The following is a 17,746-nucleotide window of genomic DNA, read 5'->3' as shown; positions in this document are numbered from 1 at the left end:
CGCGATGATTGCGGCGTGCTGCGCATCGTTACGGTCGGCGCTCGCGTTACGTAGCACTCGGGCGGAACACGGCTTTGTCGTTGAGATTAAAATCGCGATTCAATCGGGTTAAATTCTTCTTATGGTTGATTTTTTCGATATACCTGCGCGCTGATAGCACGATCACGCCATAAATGACATTTGGCGTGCAACTTGCAGCAGTGTCCCCGCCAATAGTCGTTCAACGGGGACATCATGAAAAAATTTGCCGGTCGGACAGCCATCGCTGTTGCGACGTCTGCTTTACTCGCGCTGTACGGATGCGGGTCGACGCTTAACACCCCAAGTCCCGGACTCGGCGGTGGCGGTTTGGGTGGCACGTCGGGGTCGGGGACTTCGGGGAGTTCGGGCACGTCAGGGACTTCGGGTACGTCGGGTACGTCGGGTACGTCGGGGACTTCGGGGACTTCGGGTACTTCGGGCACTTCGGGCACTTCGGGCACTTCGGGCACTTCGGGCACTTCGGGCACCTCCGGTACGTCGGGCACCTCCGGTACGTCGGGCACTTCCGGTACTTCGGGCACTTCCGGTACTTCGGGCACCTCCGGTACTTCGGGCACCTCCGGTACTTCGGGCACCTCCGGTACTTCGGGCACCTCCGGTACTTCGGGCACCTCCGGTACTTCGGGCACCTCCGGTACTTCGGGCACCTCCTCCACCCCCATCGGCAACATCATCACTCAGGCCAGCAATCTCATCACAGCTGTCGGCACGACCACCGCCGACACCGGCACCAAGATCAGCGGCACCTCGGTTCCCGGCGTCAACGGCGCAACGACCTCGAACCTCGGCAACGCGATCACCGACCTCGGCAACGGCGTGAAGGTGCTGGGTAACGGCACCGCCGCGGGCCTCGGCACTGTCGGCAGCACGGCCAATCCGCTCGGCCCGACGCTGACTTCGACTTCCGGCGTCGTCGCCAATACCGGTGCCGCCGTGACCGCGCTGGGCGGCGTGGTAAACAGTCTCGGCAGCGGCCCGTTGAAACCGCTTTCCCCGGTGACGTCGACGCTAGGCAGCGTCGTCGGCAGTGTGGGCAGCGGCGTCACGGCCGTGGGCTCGGGATTGAACACCGCGCTCACCAGCGCGCCCGTCCAGCAGATCGAAACACAGCTCAGTTCGGCGATCAACCCGATCACCACCACCGTCTCCAACACGACGCAGACGCTCGGCAGCGCGACAGGTCTCGGCGCACCGCTCGACAACCTGCTCGGCACGCTCGGCAACGGACTCAACGTGGCGGGCCTCAAAGTGTCGGGCGCCACCGGCGATCAGGTCGGCAAGGACGTCGGCGGCGTCGTGAGCCAATCGGGCAAAACCGTGACGAACACGAGCGGCCTGTTCACCGGCGCGACCACCAATCCGCTCGCGCCGATCACGGGCTTGCTCGGGCCGCTCGGCGGCCTCGGCGGCGCAGGTGGCTCGGGCGGCGTCTCGATCCCGCCGTTGACCGGCCTGATCGGCAACCTCGGATCGCTCGGCGGCGCAGCGGGTGGCACGGGTGGCGCCGGCGGCGCGGCCGGCCTGCTCGCGCCGCTTACCGGCCTTCTCGGCAAGGTCGGTTCACCAGGCGGGACATCGGGCACGGGCGGTCCGCTGGCACCCGTCGCCAGCGTGCTCGGCTCGTTGACGGTCAACGTGACCGGCGGTGTCAGCGCTGGCGGCTCGCCGGGCCCCGCGGCCGCCAATCCGGTGACGGGCCTCATCAGCGGCTTGAGCGGCGGCTCGGCCGGCGCCGCAGGCAGCAGCGGCTCGGGGAACAAGAATCCGCTCGCGCCGGTGACCAACCTAGTCGGCGGACTGCTCGGCGGCGTCGCGGCGGCTGGCAAATAAGCGTTACGTAAGCACGGCGGCCGGGCACCAAAAAATCAACAGCCCGGCCGCCTTCAATGTCATGACGACGAGGGATGACATGAACTCCACCTTCGATACCGTCGCGCGCGTGCACGACCCGCGGCCGCGCTCGGCGACCCCTTTTTCGATCGGCCTGCTCGGGATCGTCGTCGGATTGCTCACGCTCTGGTTGCTGCGCGACAGCAGCTCGCTCGATGGCGCGACGCGCAGCACCGTTGCCTGTCTGGCGATCATCGCGACAATCGCCGCTTACGAACTGTTCGTCGCGCGCGTCTATTTGCGCCAGAGCGCGGGCCTCTCGAGCCGCGCGGTGCGGCCGCTGAGCATCGTGCGCGTCGTATTGCGCCTCGCGGCCCTGGTCTCGGTGTATGCGGGCATCGGCGCGCTTTACTGGCTGCTGCCCGAATATCACGGCGCCTTCTATAACCCCTTCTGGTCGCTACTCGGTACGCTCGCGCCTTATGTACTCATCGCGGCGCCCTTCTACTTCGCGTGGATGGACCGGCATCAGCGCGAAACAGCCGACGCGTACCTGCTATGGGCGCGCTTCCTATTCCGCGGCGAGCGTCCCGCGAACTGGCGCCCAGTGCGCGAGATGTTGGCGGGCTGGATGGTGAAGGCCTTCTTCCTTCCGCTGATGATCGTCTACCTGTCCACCAATGCGGATCACCTCAACGCGTCGTTGACGACCGCGCTGAACGCTCCGTTTTCGCTCGCGACATTCCGGTTCATGTATGACCTGTCGTTCGCGATGGACTTGATGTTCGGCACCGTGGGTTACATCTGCACGTTGCGCATACTCGACAGTCACGTGCGCAGCGCAGAGCCGACGACGTTGGGTTGGCTCGTTGCACTGATCTGCTATCAGCCGTTCTGGTCGCTCATCTCGAACCAGTACATTCATTACGAAGGTTCGGTGTTCTGGGACAACTGGCTTATTTCGATGCCGGTTGTGCGAGTTGTGTGGGGCGCGCTCATCGTCGCTTTGCTGCTGTGCTATGCGCTTGCGACCATCTCGTTCGGCTTGCGGTTTTCGAATTTGACGAATCGCGGGATCATTACTTCGGGACCTTATCGGTTCACCAAGCATCCCGCTTATATCGCGAAGAATCTGTCTTACTGGATGGTGACCGTGCCGTTTATCGAGCCGCTGGGATGGCGAGCGGCGGTAACGCATTGCGCGGCGCTACTGGCTGTCAATATGCTTTATTTCTTACGCGCTAAGACAGAAGAAAAGCATTTGATGAATGATCCGGAGTACCGGGAGTACGCGGCGTGGATTGCGCGCAATGGCGTCTTTGCGAGGTCGTCGAGAGTGTTTGATTGAGTAACGAAGTCTGAGAAAAGCCTGCGTTCCGATACCCTTTTAGATCAAACAATGTCGAAGCCTCACAAGGCATGCTGACCACAACCGGCTCAATCAAGAGTTCCTCATGGCTAACGCCAATCGAGCGAGCAGCGCCATCGGACACATTGCAAGACAACCGTAAGCGAGTCGCCTTTTTATAGATGCAGATCAGTGACACGGTACTCGTATTGGCCGGCTCCCGAGAAACAGCAGATCATGCAGCGCAGCAAGTGCATGTCGGATCGAACAAACCGCGTGACGGCTCGGCTTGAGTCAGGCTGTCCTTGCGTCATCGAACATTAGAAACCTTGACCGAAAGATTGCGGCTTTGTAGGATGATGGCCGCCGCGATCGGCTGCACACTGCAGGATAGATCCAGTCCACCCGCAACATAAGAACAAGGCCACTACTAAATGAATGGTGAGGTCATCGGGGTTATGGCATGACAATGGATGAAGATATCGCACACGTGGCGCGTGTGATGGTGCCATCGCTCAGCGCGTTTCGCGGTGAGCCCGTATTGCAGCCGGCTTATTGGCGGAGGCGGCTTCAACGTATACAAAGCGAATTCCGGTTGACTGAAACGCAAGCTTCGCAGATCCAGCATTTGCTTGGGGATCTGGATAGGTTTGAGGCGGAAAGCAGTACCAGGAGAACGCCACTCGGTACTAAAGTTCGTGCTCCCTGGATACCGCGGCAGTGTGGAGACGACGCGGCGGGATTGGCGCGATATGGAAAGCAATTTCTTCATGTAGAGTGAATTCGAGGTGCGGCGCAATTAGCTCCGTGCTTTCTTTCAACGCAACCTGCGGCATCTGGATGTGTCATGTTGATTAGATTTCAAATCGGCGACATCCGTCTTTGCTCCAGTTAATCGGCATCAGCAAAAACTCCGGCACGCATTCAACAGCATTCCTGCGAGCCCAGGTTGGGTCCGATGTTTCTGTGCGCCACAAGCGAAAGCGATGCCCGACGCACATCGAGCTCAGCAGCACCAGCCTCTCTTGGGACACAACACGCAGCACCTCCCGTTTTCCGTTCCCGGCTTGGGCGAGCCGTTGCGCGCCACGTAACGTGACGAGTCATCGCGAACGCTCAGGCCGGTGTTGCTCAACTGCTGAAGACAATGTAAGGCATCACTCTCTCATCATCGTCGTTCCTCACCGTTTCCTTTACACCTGCGCAACCAGGCGCCGACTCCAACCTCGATACCTTGATGGCGGCAGGCGCGATTACGACGGGCAGCCGGCAACGTCTCTAGCCCCGGCGGCTCTCTCCGCCGGCGCGGCTTCACCGATTTCAGGCAACGGCAACAGCGGCGCGACCGGTGGCACGGGCGGCACAGGTACGACCACGAAGTAGCGCGGCGGACGCCACAAAAAGGCGTCCCGCAACAGTCAGATCGCAGGTCGCCGGCAATACTGCCGGTTTCTTTAATCGCTCTCGAGCCGACACAAAGCCAGGACGTTACGGCGCGCTGTTACGTTACGCCACCGCGAGATCCACGGCAAAGATCGCAACCGATTATCACGCACAAACCCGGAGCCGTCGCCAGGCTTGACTCCGCTGCAAGACGCGAAACCTTCCAAACCAAAGTCGATGCCTGGCATGCTTGCTGCTTAACCCTATCGCTGCGCAAAAGACGCAGGCTAAAGAAACGGGGAAGCAAATGAGTATCTCTTTCAACAGCTCGATCTGGCTCGGGGTGGGCCAGTTCTCTAGCAGATTACGCCAGAGGAAAGCACCGAGCACGGCAACGCACTTTCGACCGGTAGCCGCCTGCATTTTGTGCGACCGCACAGGGCATTGGCCTGGCATACGAAAGTTTTTGCGTAGCCGATCAGCGAGCAACCGAACCATCCCCTCCGGGTTCAGCAAGAACACGATGTCGTCCATGGGCTGATTTCCGAGAACAGAGGAATACTAAAAACAGAATCCATCTTGTCACAAGACGGATTGTTTCTGGGGCACCACGTGCGCCTGAAAGGCGTATAGGACACGGCCATAGCATGAACGCTATCTCAACCGCACATGAGAGCAGGAAGTCAGCGGGCTTTCAAGGATTGCTCGCACGAGTCCTCGACATCTCGTTGATTGTCGGAGGTGCAGTTGCAGCTTCACAGATTCGCTTTGAGGATCTGACAGGGAATCATGTTGATACAGGTTTCATCGCATTTGCCGCAGCTTTCGCTTTGGCACTGTTTCCAGTGTTCGGGGTCTATCAGTCGTGGCGAGGCCGCTCCATGCTCCGTCTCATTAGCCAGATCTCTCTCGCGTGGCTAGTCGTGCAAAGTTGCGGGCTGGTTTTAATGTTCTCCCTGCATCGGACGGATCTCATATCACGACTTTGGTTCGCCTACTGGACGGGCATGACCGGTGCGGCACTCATCGTTTCCCGATCATTGACGTATGCGCTGTTGCGCCGCATGCGTGACGCAGGCCTGAATTTGCGCAGTGTCGCGGTGGTTGGGCGCGGATCGCATTGTCAGCAGGTGGTGCGCAGCATCCAGGCAGCACGGGCGAGTGGCTTCCGGGTGTCAGCGGCATTCGACCTGTTTCCAAGTGCTGAGCGTTCTATCTCAAACACTCCGCTTTTCGATAAGTTCACCGAGTTCTCCGACTTCGTTCGAACCGAAAATCTTCAGGAAATCTGGCTTGCACTTCCACTGTCGGAAGAAAGCATGATTTCGCGCTGCTTGCAGGAATTCCGTGACGACCTGGTCAACATTCGCTTTCTTCCAGATGTGAGCAGCCTGGCGCTGTTCGACAGTAGCGTTATCGACCTGATCGGCGTGCCGGCTATCAATCTCGTTGCGTCGCCTTTGTCGTCGCATGCGTTACTAAAGAAAGAGATTTTCGATCGGCTATTTGCTATCGCCGCGTTGTTCTGCGTGGCGCCTCTGATGGTTTCCGTTGCAGTCGCAGTCAAGCTGTCTTCACCGGGCCCAGTCTTTTTTTCACAAAAGAGAAAAGGAGCCGACGGACAGGTCTTCAAGATCTACAAGTTTCGGACGATGCGAGTGCACGCTTGCGAGCCCGGTGTCGTCAAGCAGGCGTCACGCAACGACCCACGGATCACGCCGGTAGGCGCCTTCTTGCGGCGCACGAGTCTGGACGAATTGCCGCAATTCCTAAACGTGCTAAGAGGCGATATGTCGATAGTCGGGCCGCGCCCGCATGCCATTGAACACGACGAAATCTATCGGACGATCGTAGATGGATACATCCACCGGTACCGAATCAAACCTGGGATCACCGGATGGGCACAAGTGAACGGCTACCGCGGAGAAACGGACCGCGTCGAAAAAATGCAAAAGCGGGTCGAGCATGACCTGTACTACCTGAGGAATTGGTCCTTCGGGCTAGACATGAAAATCGTTTTAGCAACCGTCGTACGTGGATTTACGCATCGGAACGCGTACTAGGGCAACCTGAAAGATTCTGGCACAGCAATAACTAGAACAATGGCTAGCGCGTCTCGCTAACGAAGTCAGTTGGTACATCGACGACTCCAGCCAGCTGGCCAAAAAATTGAACAATACGAGGATTCATTCTATGGGCCATTCGAAGAAAATTTTTGAATACGGCGCTTGGCGTCAATATCGTCGGCACTTACACAGAGCTCTATGCGCCGCACTCTGTTACGGACTCCTGGCATGCGCAGCCGCGCCCGGCATGCGGATGCCCACATCAGCAACCTTGCCAACGGGAAACAGCGATGCACAAGGTCAGCAAGCGGCTCTGCAGATTCCGATCGTCGACATCAATACGGCATTGATCAAGAAGTTGCGCGATACCTCGGATCAGACGAGCACGGATCAAACCCGCCAATTGTCGGGACAGCCTGGCCCCTACACGCTCGGCGCAGGAGATGTACTGCAGATCACCGTCTGGGACCATCCCGAATTGGCAGCCGCATTGGGTACGCAGAACCAGAACAATTCCAGACCGTTCGATCCGGCCCAAGGCTTTGTGATCGACAACGGCGGAAACATACAGTTTCCGTACGCAGGCTCAATCCACGTAGCCGGTCTTCGCGTCGAACAGGCTCAACAAGCGGTATATGCGGAGTTGTCGAAAATCTTCATCAAGCCGCAACTCACCGTTCGAGTCACATCATTTCGCGCCAAGCAGATTTATGTGGACGGCGAAGTCAGGACCCCTGGCGCTGTACCGGTCAACGACATTCCGTTGACACTGTATGAAGCGATCAACCGTGCCGGTGGCTTCAGTACGGCCGCTGACCAAAGCCGGATGATCCTGGTGCGCAACGGCGTTTCATATCGCCTCAACCTCTCCAAGATGCTCGAGAGCGATCAAAACCCATCCAGGATCATGCTTATGAACGGAGATCTGCTGAGAGTCGTATCGCGTGACGACAACGGCGTGTTCGTCATGGGCGAAGTTAATAAGCCAGTAACAGCGCTACCGATGAAGAGCGGCAAGCTCACATTGAGCGATGCTCTCTCGCAAGCCGGCAGCCTGAACACCGCCAGCGCGGACGCGGCACAGCTCTACGTGATACGTGGATCGACAGATTCGCAGGCAGAGGTTTTCCATCTCGACGCGCACTCCCCGGTATCAATGATCCTGGCGAATCAATTCGAACTGCAACCGAAAGACGTGGTGTACGTCGACGGCAACGGCCTCGTGCGTTTTAGCCGCGTGTTGAGTCTGCTTCTCCCAGCCATCAATGCGGGTCTAACTACGGCGATTGTGACGAAATGATCGATACGGTACTCATAGTCTGCGAGGGCAACCTCTGCCGCAGTCCGATGGCGCAAGGGCTTCTGCAGCGGGAACTGTCCGACATCGAAGTGGCGTCAGCGGGTCTTTCCGCTGCCAAAGGCGCACCGATGGACCGCTTCGCGCGCGAGATGCTATCGGACCGGGGGATCGATATGTCCTCCCACGTAGCCAGACGTCTCAACGAGCGAGTGTGTGGCGCAGCTGACCTGATTCTTGTGATGGAGTTGGCTCAGAAGCAGGCAATCGAAAAGTTCTATCCGACTGCGCGCGGTCGGGTCTACCGATTGGCAGATGCCGATCACGTCGATGTGCCGGATCCGTTTGGCCGATCAGCGCGCATCTACGATCAGGCAATGGTTTTGATTGAACGCGGTGTGCTGGATTGGACAAGGCGCATTGTGGATCTGTCCCGGGGCTTGCGTGCATAAGACGATGAGGCCGGTGAATCGCGCGAATAAACCGTTGAAATACGAGCTTACAAAAAAATGAAAAATCAATTTTCCCGTGACGAGGACGAAATTGACATCCGTGCACTCATAGATGTCATTTTCAAGAATAAGAAGTTGATAGTTTCGGTCACTATCCTGTGCATGCTCGTCGGGGTCATGTACGCATTACTCGCACCGCCGATTTACCGTGGCGACATCACGGTTCAGGTGGAAAACAACTCGGACCTTGCAGGCGCGGCGGCCGGCAACCTGATGAGCGGATTGACGTCCCTGTTCGACATCAAATCAACGGACGACGGCGAAATGCAGATCCTCGACTCGCGACTTGTCACCGCAAACATGGTCGACGAGTTACGCCTCTACATCGACGCCAGACCCAAATACTTTCCGTTACTGGGGGCATTCATCGCGAAGCATCGAACTTCGTTGTCTCAGCCGGGAATTCTCGGCGTAGGCGGCTATGCCTGGGGCTCGGAAAGCATAGTGGTCGACCAATTCGACGTGCCTGGTGAGTTTGAAGAAGATAAGTTCTCCGTCACCGCGCTGGGCAACAATCGGTATGGGCTTTCGGGCAGCGATCTTGACGCCGATGTCATGGGCGTGGTCGGTGTGCCCTTGCTGGTGAACACCTCCTCCGGGCCGATCAAGCTGCTGGTGTCGCAGTTAAGCAGCCGGGAAAACGCAAAATTCGAGCTGAGGCGCTATTCCCGAATTCAAATCCTCGAGCAGTTGCGAAAGGATCTGGTGATTACAGAGATGGGCAAGGATCAATCCGGCGTCATCGGTGTGACCTATGACGACCAGGATCCAGCCCGCGCAGCGGCAGTATTGAACAAGATCGCGGAAAACTACGTCACGCAAAATGCCGACCGCAAGGCGGCGGCGGCGGAAAAGTCCCTCGTTTTCCTTAAAAGCCAGCTTCCGGACGTAGAGCGCGGCCTGAGGCTGGCTGAAGACCGTCTCAATGCCTATCAGAACCGCCACAAAGTCGTTGATCTCAGCGAGCAGGCGAAGGCCGTGCTGGGGCAGGCCGTCGAGGCGCAGTCCAGTCTGTTCCAACTCGAGCAAAAACGTAAGGAACTCGCAACCATCTACAGCGCTCAGTATCCCGCCGTGCTCGCACTGGATCAACAAATCGCCGCCGCGCGCGCGCATATCGACAACTTCAACGAGTCGATCCAGCGCCTTCCTGACGATCAGCAAAATATCGTCCGACTGAATCGTGACGTGACTGTTCAAACAAGCCTGTATGTCGGATTGCTCAATAGCGTTCAACAACTGCAACTTGCTACGGCAAGCAAGATTGGAAACGTCCGCGTAATCGACCACGCACTGGTCGCCGACAAACCGACGAAGCCGAAGAAAGCCCTCGTTATTGCTTTGGCAGCCGTCATCGGGTTGTTTGGCGGAATCGGATTCGCCTTGGCACGCTCAACGTTGTTTGGCGGGCTGACTGACCCCATGGATATCGAACGTGATCTGTCTCTTGACGTCATTGCGACTATCCCGCTGAGCGATACCCAGCGTCAACTGACGCGAGTCAGGGAACGAGGCGGCCGTCGCGGTCCGTCGATTCTCGCACTGGCGCGACCGCAAGAGCCGGCAGTCGAAGCCATTCGAAGTCTCTGCACCGCGTTGCAGTTCGCGCTGCTGGAGAACCCGAAGAATAACGTCATTTTGATGACTGGACCTTCGGTCGGTATCGGCAAGTCATTCACATCCGCAAATCTCGCGACTCTGCTGGGAATGTCCAAGAAACGCGTGCTGTTGATGGACGTGGATCTTCGCCGGGGCCATCTGGCTGCTGAGTTCGACGTGTCCGGCAAGGTCGGTCTCTCCAACGTGCTCCGGGATGACATGCCGCTGGAAGCGGCCATCATCAAAGACGTGTCTCCGAACGTGGACTTCCTCGCTACGGGTCCGTTGATGGCGCAGCCGGTGGAGTTACTGTCTTCGGGCGGCATCGCCAAAATTCTTGCAGACGTCTCCGGCCGATACGACATTGTTCTTCTAGATGCACCGCCGGTGCTTCCGGTCACAGATGCCACAGTCTTCGCGCCTTTCGCCGGAATTGTTCTTCTGGCGGCACGTTCGGGCATGACTAGCAGCGGCGAGCTTCTCGAATCCGCAAAGCGAATCGAACGCGTCGGAGCAAAGATCACCGGCATCGTCTTCAACGGCTTCAAACCAAGCTTGCGCTCTGCACAGTACGGGGACTATGGCGGCTATGCGTATCTGAGTAACGCGTCGGACACATGAAATGAGCGACTGGTTCGCGATGGGCCGCGCTAGAAATCCTTGCCGTAACAGCGCGACAAGCAAGGGGAACACTAACGTCTTATCCGTAACACCGGGCGTCGCGCAGACCGCGTAACAGTCCGCAGCTTTCCTCCATTAAAAAACTTATCAAGCGACGAGACCAACGCTATGTCATTCGATGTCGTTTCCATTATTGGACTGGGTTATATTGGGTTGCCCACCGCTGCGGCGTTTGCCGCGCGCCGAAAGAAGGTTATCGGCGTCGATGTATCGCAGCGCACGGTCGATACGATTAACAAAGGTGAAATTCATATCGTCGAACCAGAGTTGGACATGCTGGTTCACGCTGCGGTGACACAAGGATATTTGCGCGCAACACAGACGCCAGAGCCGGCCGACGCATTTCTTATCGCCGTTCCAACACCATTTTGTGACGGGAATAAACCCGATCTGAGTTATATAGAGGCGGCAAGTCGTTCAATTGCTCCCGCGCTTAAAAAAGGGGATATCGTCGTTCTCGAATCGACCTCACCTGTGGGAGCGACCGAGAAGATGTCGGCGTGGCTGGCCGAGTGTCGTCCCGATCTGACCTTCCCTCAGCATTCAGGCGAGCAGTCCGACATACGCATCGCGCACTGTCCGGAACGCGTACTCCCAGGACACGTCATCCGCGAACTCGTACAAAACGACCGCGTGATCGGCGGCATGACCCGTCGATGCGGCGAGTTGGCTCGCGAGCTCTATCAAATCTTCGTTCAGGGCGACTGTATTCTGACGGACGCCCGCACCGCTGAAATGTGCAAGCTCTCTGAAAACGCGTTTCGTGACGTCAACATTGCGTACGCGAATGAATTGTCGATGATCTGCGATCGGCTCGATATCAACGTGTGGGAACTCATCCGCCTCGCCAATCGCCACCCTCGCGTAAGTATTCTCCAGCCTGGGCCGGGTGTCGGAGGGCATTGCATCGCAGTCGACCCATGGTTCATCGTCGACTCGGCGCCTGAAGAAGCCAAACTGATTCGGGCCGCCCGTGGCGTGAACGACGGTAAACCCCACTACGTTATCGATCAGACAAAGCGCTTGGCGGCCCGCTTCAAAACACCTGTGATTGCCTGCCTCGGACTCGCATTCAAGGCCAACATCGACGACTTGCGCGAGAGTCCCGCGATAGACATCGTAAGTCAACTCGCGGACGAGCATGTGGCGGACATCGTTGTTGTCGAACCCAACGTGTCGGTTCTTCCGGACGCGCTTCGCGGCAAGGTTGAGTTAACCAGCCTCGCGAGCGCAATTGAGGCGGCCGATATTGTTCTGTTGCTGGTCGATCACCGCGAGTTCAAGGACATTAACCGGCGCCGCTTGCAGTCGAAGCTTCTTGTCGATACACGGGGAATCTTCGCGTGATGAAGCAAGGAAACGCGAGCGCGGTGCGCCGACGTCTCAGCTTCGACGCGCTGGCCGGCGCCGTGTCCGTTGAACGCATCGAAGCCCTGATTTGTACCGGATCGCCAGGACTTTACCGCGTGGTCGTTTTCTTCGCGGTTCAGCATGTCTATTCGCTTGCAGAACTCGGACGGACTGCGTCGAGCATGTCGATCGCGCAGATGGCTGCGTTCTTTACTGCAATCGGATGGGCGACATTGATACTGGTGCGTGTGCCAGCGGCCACGACCGAGCAGGGCGCAATCGCAGCATTTTATCGAGTTGGGACGATGAGTCTTGCCACGACTGTCTTGTGCACCCTTCTCGCACTGACAATCGCCGTCTTCAAAACAGTTCAGTTCAACCTGTGCGCATTTGTAGCATTGCTGTGGGGTTGGACGGCTTACCAGATCGCACGCCACTACTTTGTTGCTCTAAAGCGCTTCCGCGTCGCGATTGCCTTTGATGTCGCGCTGCTCGCCAGCTCGGGGGGCATGCTGGCCCTTTGCCATCGTGGCGGACTGTCGGCCGCCAACGCGCTGGCAATGGCACTTGGCGCAATTGCCATTGCGATGTTCGTGCGAATTGGCCGACCAGCGCTAGAAGTGTTGCCAAAGAGACTGGACATCGAAGGGCTTCAGTTCGGACTTACAAATTTCTTGTCTGGTGGGATTCCATTGGTCTTCGTGCCGGCCGCGACAGTCATGTGTGGCGCGACGTTCTCCGGGACGCTATCGCTGCTTTCGTCAGTTACCGCGATCGGGATGCTACTGCCCCGCGCGATATCGATGACGCAGTTGGCAGATCTCGCCAAGCGTACCGCGGCCTCGCTTTCCCTCGACGAATCGCTTCGTACGATGAGCCGCAATATTGGTTGGTGTAACGCAGTGACGCTGGTTTTCAACGTCATTCTGGTCCTGCTGGTAGCCGCGCAGCAGGTATACGGCGCCGCACATCAGTCGGGCGTCATCGTTGCCGGACTGTTGCTTGCAACCCAATGCGCGGTCGGCATGATGGGTATCGCAAGCAGCAGCATCATGATGGTGTTCGAGCGAGGCGGGTCGGCGGCGAAAATAAACGTCTTTACGACGTCGGCATTTGCATTGCTCGCTGTTCCTTGCTATGCATACGGCGGCCAAAGCGGCCTCATGATGATTCTTTGCGCGGCGATAGCGATCACGGTCTGGCGTAATTGGCTGATCAGACGTTGCGCCCGCCAGATTCATAGCCAATACGTCAATCTCTGCGGATCGGCCGCTGTTTCCGATGTGAAATGCCAGGTACAACCGCTAGCCTGTGGAGCGTCCCGATGAACGCCAGCATTGCGTCTGTACCGTCCTATCGCGAATCGCAACTGACCGGATGGCATTCCGTGGGCGCGTGGGCGATTTCATTCTCCTATCTACTGTTTTGCATCAGCGATACGCTTCTATCACTTGAAGTGGACGGATCCCAGTTCGTGAAGCTTGGTGCGTTTGTCTTGCTGGCCTTCGCGATTTTGCTTCGTCCGAGATTTCACAAGCTCATCGCGCTGATCGTCCCTTTCATGTTGACACTCTACATAGCCATGTGGCGAACATTCAACGTCAATGCCGGTGGGGAGGAGTTTATGCGGTTTCTCGCACCCATGGCGATCACCGTGGCGATGTTCGCGTACAGAAGCAAGCTTTCGCCGGTCATTTTCATGTTCTTTGCTGTCGTATTGAGCAACGACTTCTTTCAATGTTACTTTTACCTTGCTTATGGATTGAAACTTCCGCTGTTCCTACCGGTTAAATTTGATTCTGGCCTGTATCTGAGAGCACAAGGATGGATCGGATTCTTCTCGGAATTTAGTTTCATCAATTTCTGCGGGTTTCTTGTGTGCCGTCACTACCAGCCGACCCAGCGATCACAGGGAGCGGCGTGGATTTTTCTAACATTTGCCCTCCTGGGTGTCTCATTCAAAATCTTCGCAACGATAGCGGTGTATTTCATCGTCGCACGAAAGCTGCCCCTACGCTCCTTCATCGCGGCGTTATCGGCGATTGGCGTCGCGCTGTTTGCGCTGATGGCGGGACTGCTTGATCCGTTAATCAAGATCGCAATGGCCAAAATCTCCTTCTACGTCGTGGCAGGAAATTCGGCGCGCGCGGAGTCGTATCGCGTGATGTTCCAGTCGCTGATGAAAGGGAACATTTTCGGTGAAGGGCTCGGCTCCTTTGGTGGACCGGCTTCCGTCAAGTACCACTCCCCGCTTTACAGCATCTATCACTTCAACTGGTACGGGCTCGGAAGTACCCTGACGACTACCGATACGTTCTATCCGCATCTTTTCGTTGAACTTGGTGTATTGGGCGCGATATTGTGGCTCGCATTTATGATCCTGTACGGACAGGTTAGCAAGCGTCGACATGTCTGGCTATTTTTGGTCGGTGCTTTCTGCTTCGACAACATCTTCTCAATGTCATTTGTTTCAGCGTCCTATGTCTTTTCAGCGCTAATGCTCATGTATCTGTTTTCAGACAATGGATCCTCGATCTCGCGGTCTTCTTTGGCTACGGGGAAACGTGACGGAGCCAGGCGATGAGCATTCGAGTATTGCAGGTAGGGCCGGGGCGTGGACAAAAGGGAGGCATAGCGTCGGTACTTTCTCAGTTAGCCAAGCGTCGGGATCAGCTCGAGCAGGCCGGCGTCTGCGTTTCGTTCTTTGAAACGCACGGGTTTCAAAATCTCAGTGGTCTGCTGGCGTTTTTCCTAGTCGATATGCCGTCCTTTGTGCGGGCCACTATCCGGGTTGACGTTGTGCATTTCCACGTCTCCGAACGCGGATCGTTCTATCGGAAGTTTGCGCTCTTCGTTGCCGCGAGACTGTTCGGCAAACGCACTGTATTTCAGCTACATTCCGGGAATTTTGAACGCTTCGTTCAACATGCGGACTGGGTGACTCGTCTGCTAGCGGGATTGTTCCTTGGTAAGGCTGACTGCGTCATCGCCGTTTCAACGCCTATAGCAAAGTGGCTTCAACACTGGCGCCGCACCGATGCAGTCCAGGTCGTCGGGAATATGGCGCTTGATGCAGAGCACGGCGAGCCAACGGCTACTCCCCTTGCTTATTCGAGGCCGTACATTGCTTTTACCGGGCGCTTGAGCGAAGCGAAGGGACTCGATGAACTAATTCAAGCAGTCGCCGATCTGGTCCGCAGAGGGCGGGATATCGAAGTCCGGGTGGCAGGAACCGGTGACATGCTGCGCTGGCAGCGCATCGCTGCGGCGCACGGAGTCGATGAGCGTGTAGTCTTCGAGGGATGGCTCGATGGCAACGCAAAGTTGGCGTTTTATCGCGGAGCACGTCTATTCTGCATGCCAAGCCATTTCGAATCGTTCGGCATTGCCACACTCGAAGCAATGTTTTGCGGTCTACCGGTCGTGGGCACACGTCTGGGCGGCTTTATCGATCTCGTTGAAGACGGTGTCAGCGGATATCTGGTCGACGTGCACGACTCGCGTGGGCTAGCGGAGGCGATATGCAGACTGGTCGACGATCCGGAACATGCAATGCGTATGGGTTCCGCAGGACTGAATCGCGCTCAAACCTGCTTTCGGGCCGAATCGATCATTGATCGATATGTTGATTGCTATAGGCGGGTCGATGCACGTGGGAGGAGCGAACGATGAATCTGAAACGTTACGTCACAGCCGTCTATCTATCGTTCTTTGCAGCCTGCTCAATCGCTCAAACGGTTGATGATCCGGCGCGACGGCTTGCTGGCTTTCAAACGCTGTTTGCTACGAATTGGGCGCACGGTTTCGACCCTGCGGTTGACATTCAAAGTCCCGATACTCGTGACCTTATGATAGTCAATGATCCGCTATCTCCAGATCGACATGCAGTCAAAGTCAGCATCCGACGCAGCGAGGATTTCTCTCGTGTCGCCAATGGCACGCCACGCGGCGAATTGGTGTTCGCACGGGCCGCGAAAATCGCTTCTGGGCACGAGTATCTCATTGAATGGTCGACGCTGCTGCCGGCAGATTTTGTATTCGACGATGAACAGATGCAAATCATAATGCAGATTCACCAGACGGACACTTGGGGCGGTTCTCCACCGCTCATGTTGCAACTGCAAGGGGGCGATTACCTGTTCTCAGAACGCGGTGGGGATGACACCAAGCACGGTCATGACATTCTTCTGCCCGGCGCGGGCGCGGACCGCGGGAAATGGGTCCATTGGATTCTACGTTATCAACCCGATTCGACTGGCGATCGTGCAGTAACCGATTTATGGAAGAACGGGGTGCACGTATTCGCTTCTCGCGGTTTCCCGAATGCGTATCCTCACGAACACCACGCCTATTTGAAGCTTGGAGTCTATAAACCAAGCTGGCAAAATTTTCATTCTCGGACTAGCGAGACTGGATTGTTTTATGGACCTGTCTCTATCTCGGAGCGCGCGGGGACGAGCGAATGACTATCCATCTCGACGCCGGCCCGCTCGCCGATGCGCTGGTTATGCAGTGCCGCGCGACCGGCTACGCCGGCTATGACCCTTTCGACGGCCTCAATAGCGTATTGTTCGAGAAGCTAGGACTTGGCTCTCTGCCGTTCGCAAAGATTGCATGGCTGCAGTTTCACAAACGCAGCCTCGCGAACTTGCGCCCGTTTGTCGGCGTTGCGCGCCGCCGCAACCCCAAAGGCATCGCGTTGATCATCCTTGGACTTCTGGAACGTGAACGAAGGGTGGGCGACGGATGGGCAATTGAAGAAGCTGTTGGGCTCGCAGATTGGCTGCTCGAACAGCGTTGCGATCGGGAGAAATGGACGCACAGTGCTTGGGGTTACCACTTCGACTGGGCCGCGCGCGCTTTCTTCGTGCCTCGCGGCACACCTAACGCAATCACCACATGTTATATAGCCCGAGCGCTTACCGCACTCGGAGATGAAACCGGCGAGCGGCGATTTATAGATGCGGCGGCAGATGCCGGTTTCTTTATCGATTCACTCTACCGGGAGGAGGATGGCTATTACGCATACATCCCTGGTGAGTCCGCATTTGTGCACAACGCCAACTTGTGGGCGGCTGCGGTTGTCGGCGAAACCGCGAGTCGCGTGGGTAACGGTGCGCTGATGCAGCGCGCGCTCAGCGCTGCCCGCCGCTCGGTAGCAATGCAGCGTGAGGACGGTGCCTGGCGCTACGGCACTCGCGACCATCATTCGTTCGTGGATGGTTTTCACACCGGCTATAACCTGGAAGCATTGTCGGCGCTAGGACGATCGGCAGGAACTGAGGAGTTTAGCGACGCCATCGGCCGCGGAATGACCTACTACCGACAGAATTTCTTCTTGCCAGATGGCACCGTTAAATACTACGACAACGCTGTCTGGCCGCTCGATACGCATTCGGTAGCTCAGGCATTGCTTACGCTGCTGAACGTTGGCGCGTCCGATGAAGATCACCGGTTAGCGACTCGAGTTTTCAAGCGAGCGCTGAACACGCTCTATATGCCGCGTGAGCGCCGTTTCATGTACCAGAGAGGAAGACTGACGAAGAATCGAATCAACTATTTACGCTGGACCCAGGCGTGGGCCTTCTACGCCATAGGGACATACGCAAACAGCGCGCGATTCAAGTGAGAGAAAGAA

12 protein-coding genes are annotated in these 17,746 nt (G+C 57.1%); all 12 read left to right on the top strand.

Going from position 1 to position 17,746, the window contains the following annotated elements; translation table 11 throughout:
• Positions 1 to 234: 234 nt before the first annotated feature.
• The gene (locus B0G75_RS02210) at positions 235 to 1,872 is read left to right on the top strand and encodes a collagen-like triple helix repeat-containing protein (RefSeq protein ID WP_106300224.1); all 1,638 of its coding nucleotides are present in this window, start codon (positions 235 to 237) and stop codon (positions 1,870 to 1,872) included.
• 79 nt (positions 1,873 to 1,951) lie between these two features.
• Positions 1,952 to 3,220, top strand: a complete 1,269-nt coding sequence (locus tag B0G75_RS02205; RefSeq protein WP_106300222.1) for an isoprenylcysteine carboxylmethyltransferase family protein — start codon at positions 1,952 to 1,954, stop codon at positions 3,218 to 3,220.
• A gap of 2,030 nt (positions 3,221 to 5,250) precedes the next feature.
• Complete coding sequence (locus B0G75_RS02185; RefSeq protein ID WP_106300216.1) at positions 5,251 to 6,666, top strand: undecaprenyl-phosphate glucose phosphotransferase; 1,416 nt, start codon at positions 5,251 to 5,253, stop codon at positions 6,664 to 6,666.
• Between the two features lie 130 nt (positions 6,667 to 6,796).
• Complete coding sequence (locus B0G75_RS02180) at positions 6,797 to 7,969, top strand: polysaccharide biosynthesis/export family protein (protein WP_308705660.1); 1,173 nt, start codon at positions 6,797 to 6,799, stop codon at positions 7,967 to 7,969.
• Positions 7,966 to 8,418 carry a low molecular weight protein-tyrosine-phosphatase gene (locus B0G75_RS02175; protein WP_106300212.1) on the top strand — a complete coding sequence of 151 codons (453 nt, stop codon included), beginning with the start codon at positions 7,966 to 7,968 and terminating at the stop codon, positions 8,416 to 8,418. Before B0G75_RS02180 ends, B0G75_RS02175 begins: the two co-directional genes overlap by 4 nt.
• 57 nt (positions 8,419 to 8,475) lie before the next feature.
• Positions 8,476 to 10,698 (top strand): polysaccharide biosynthesis tyrosine autokinase, encoded by a 2,223-nt coding sequence (locus B0G75_RS02170; protein WP_106300210.1) that lies wholly within the window; start codon positions 8,476 to 8,478, stop codon positions 10,696 to 10,698.
• Between the two features lie 168 nt (positions 10,699 to 10,866).
• A complete protein-coding gene (gene wecC / locus B0G75_RS02165) occupies positions 10,867 to 12,105 on the top strand; it encodes a UDP-N-acetyl-D-mannosamine dehydrogenase (RefSeq protein WP_106300208.1) in 1,239 nt (412 codons plus the stop codon).
• Positions 12,105 to 13,436, top strand: a complete 1,332-nt coding sequence (locus tag B0G75_RS02160; RefSeq protein WP_106300206.1) for a hypothetical protein — start codon at positions 12,105 to 12,107, stop codon at positions 13,434 to 13,436. Before wecC ends, B0G75_RS02160 begins: the two co-directional genes overlap by 1 nt.
• A complete protein-coding gene (locus tag B0G75_RS02155) occupies positions 13,433 to 14,692 on the top strand; it encodes a hypothetical protein (RefSeq protein WP_106300204.1) in 1,260 nt (419 codons plus the stop codon). The genes B0G75_RS02160 and B0G75_RS02155 overlap by 4 nt, the downstream gene beginning before the upstream one ends.
• Positions 14,689 to 15,780 (top strand): glycosyltransferase family 4 protein, encoded by a 1,092-nt coding sequence (locus tag B0G75_RS02150; protein ID WP_106300202.1) that lies wholly within the window; start codon positions 14,689 to 14,691, stop codon positions 15,778 to 15,780. The genes B0G75_RS02155 and B0G75_RS02150 overlap by 4 nt, the downstream gene beginning before the upstream one ends.
• Positions 15,777 to 16,574, top strand: coding sequence for a heparin lyase I family protein (locus B0G75_RS02145; RefSeq protein WP_106300200.1), 798 nt, complete (start codon positions 15,777 to 15,779; stop codon positions 16,572 to 16,574). Before B0G75_RS02150 ends, B0G75_RS02145 begins: the two co-directional genes overlap by 4 nt.
• Positions 16,571 to 17,737, top strand: coding sequence for an aspartate-semialdehyde dehydrogenase (locus B0G75_RS02140; RefSeq protein WP_106300198.1), 1,167 nt, complete (start codon positions 16,571 to 16,573; stop codon positions 17,735 to 17,737). The genes B0G75_RS02145 and B0G75_RS02140 overlap by 4 nt, the downstream gene beginning before the upstream one ends.
• The last annotated feature ends 9 nt before the right edge of the window (positions 17,738 to 17,746 follow it).

This window comes from Paraburkholderia sp. BL18I3N2, assembly GCF_003001875.1.
GTDB lineage: Bacteria > Pseudomonadota > Gammaproteobacteria > Burkholderiales > Burkholderiaceae > Paraburkholderia > Paraburkholderia phytofirmans.
The sequence above is the reverse complement of the archived record's forward strand: the minus strand, read 5'-3'. Positions and strand labels throughout refer to the sequence as shown.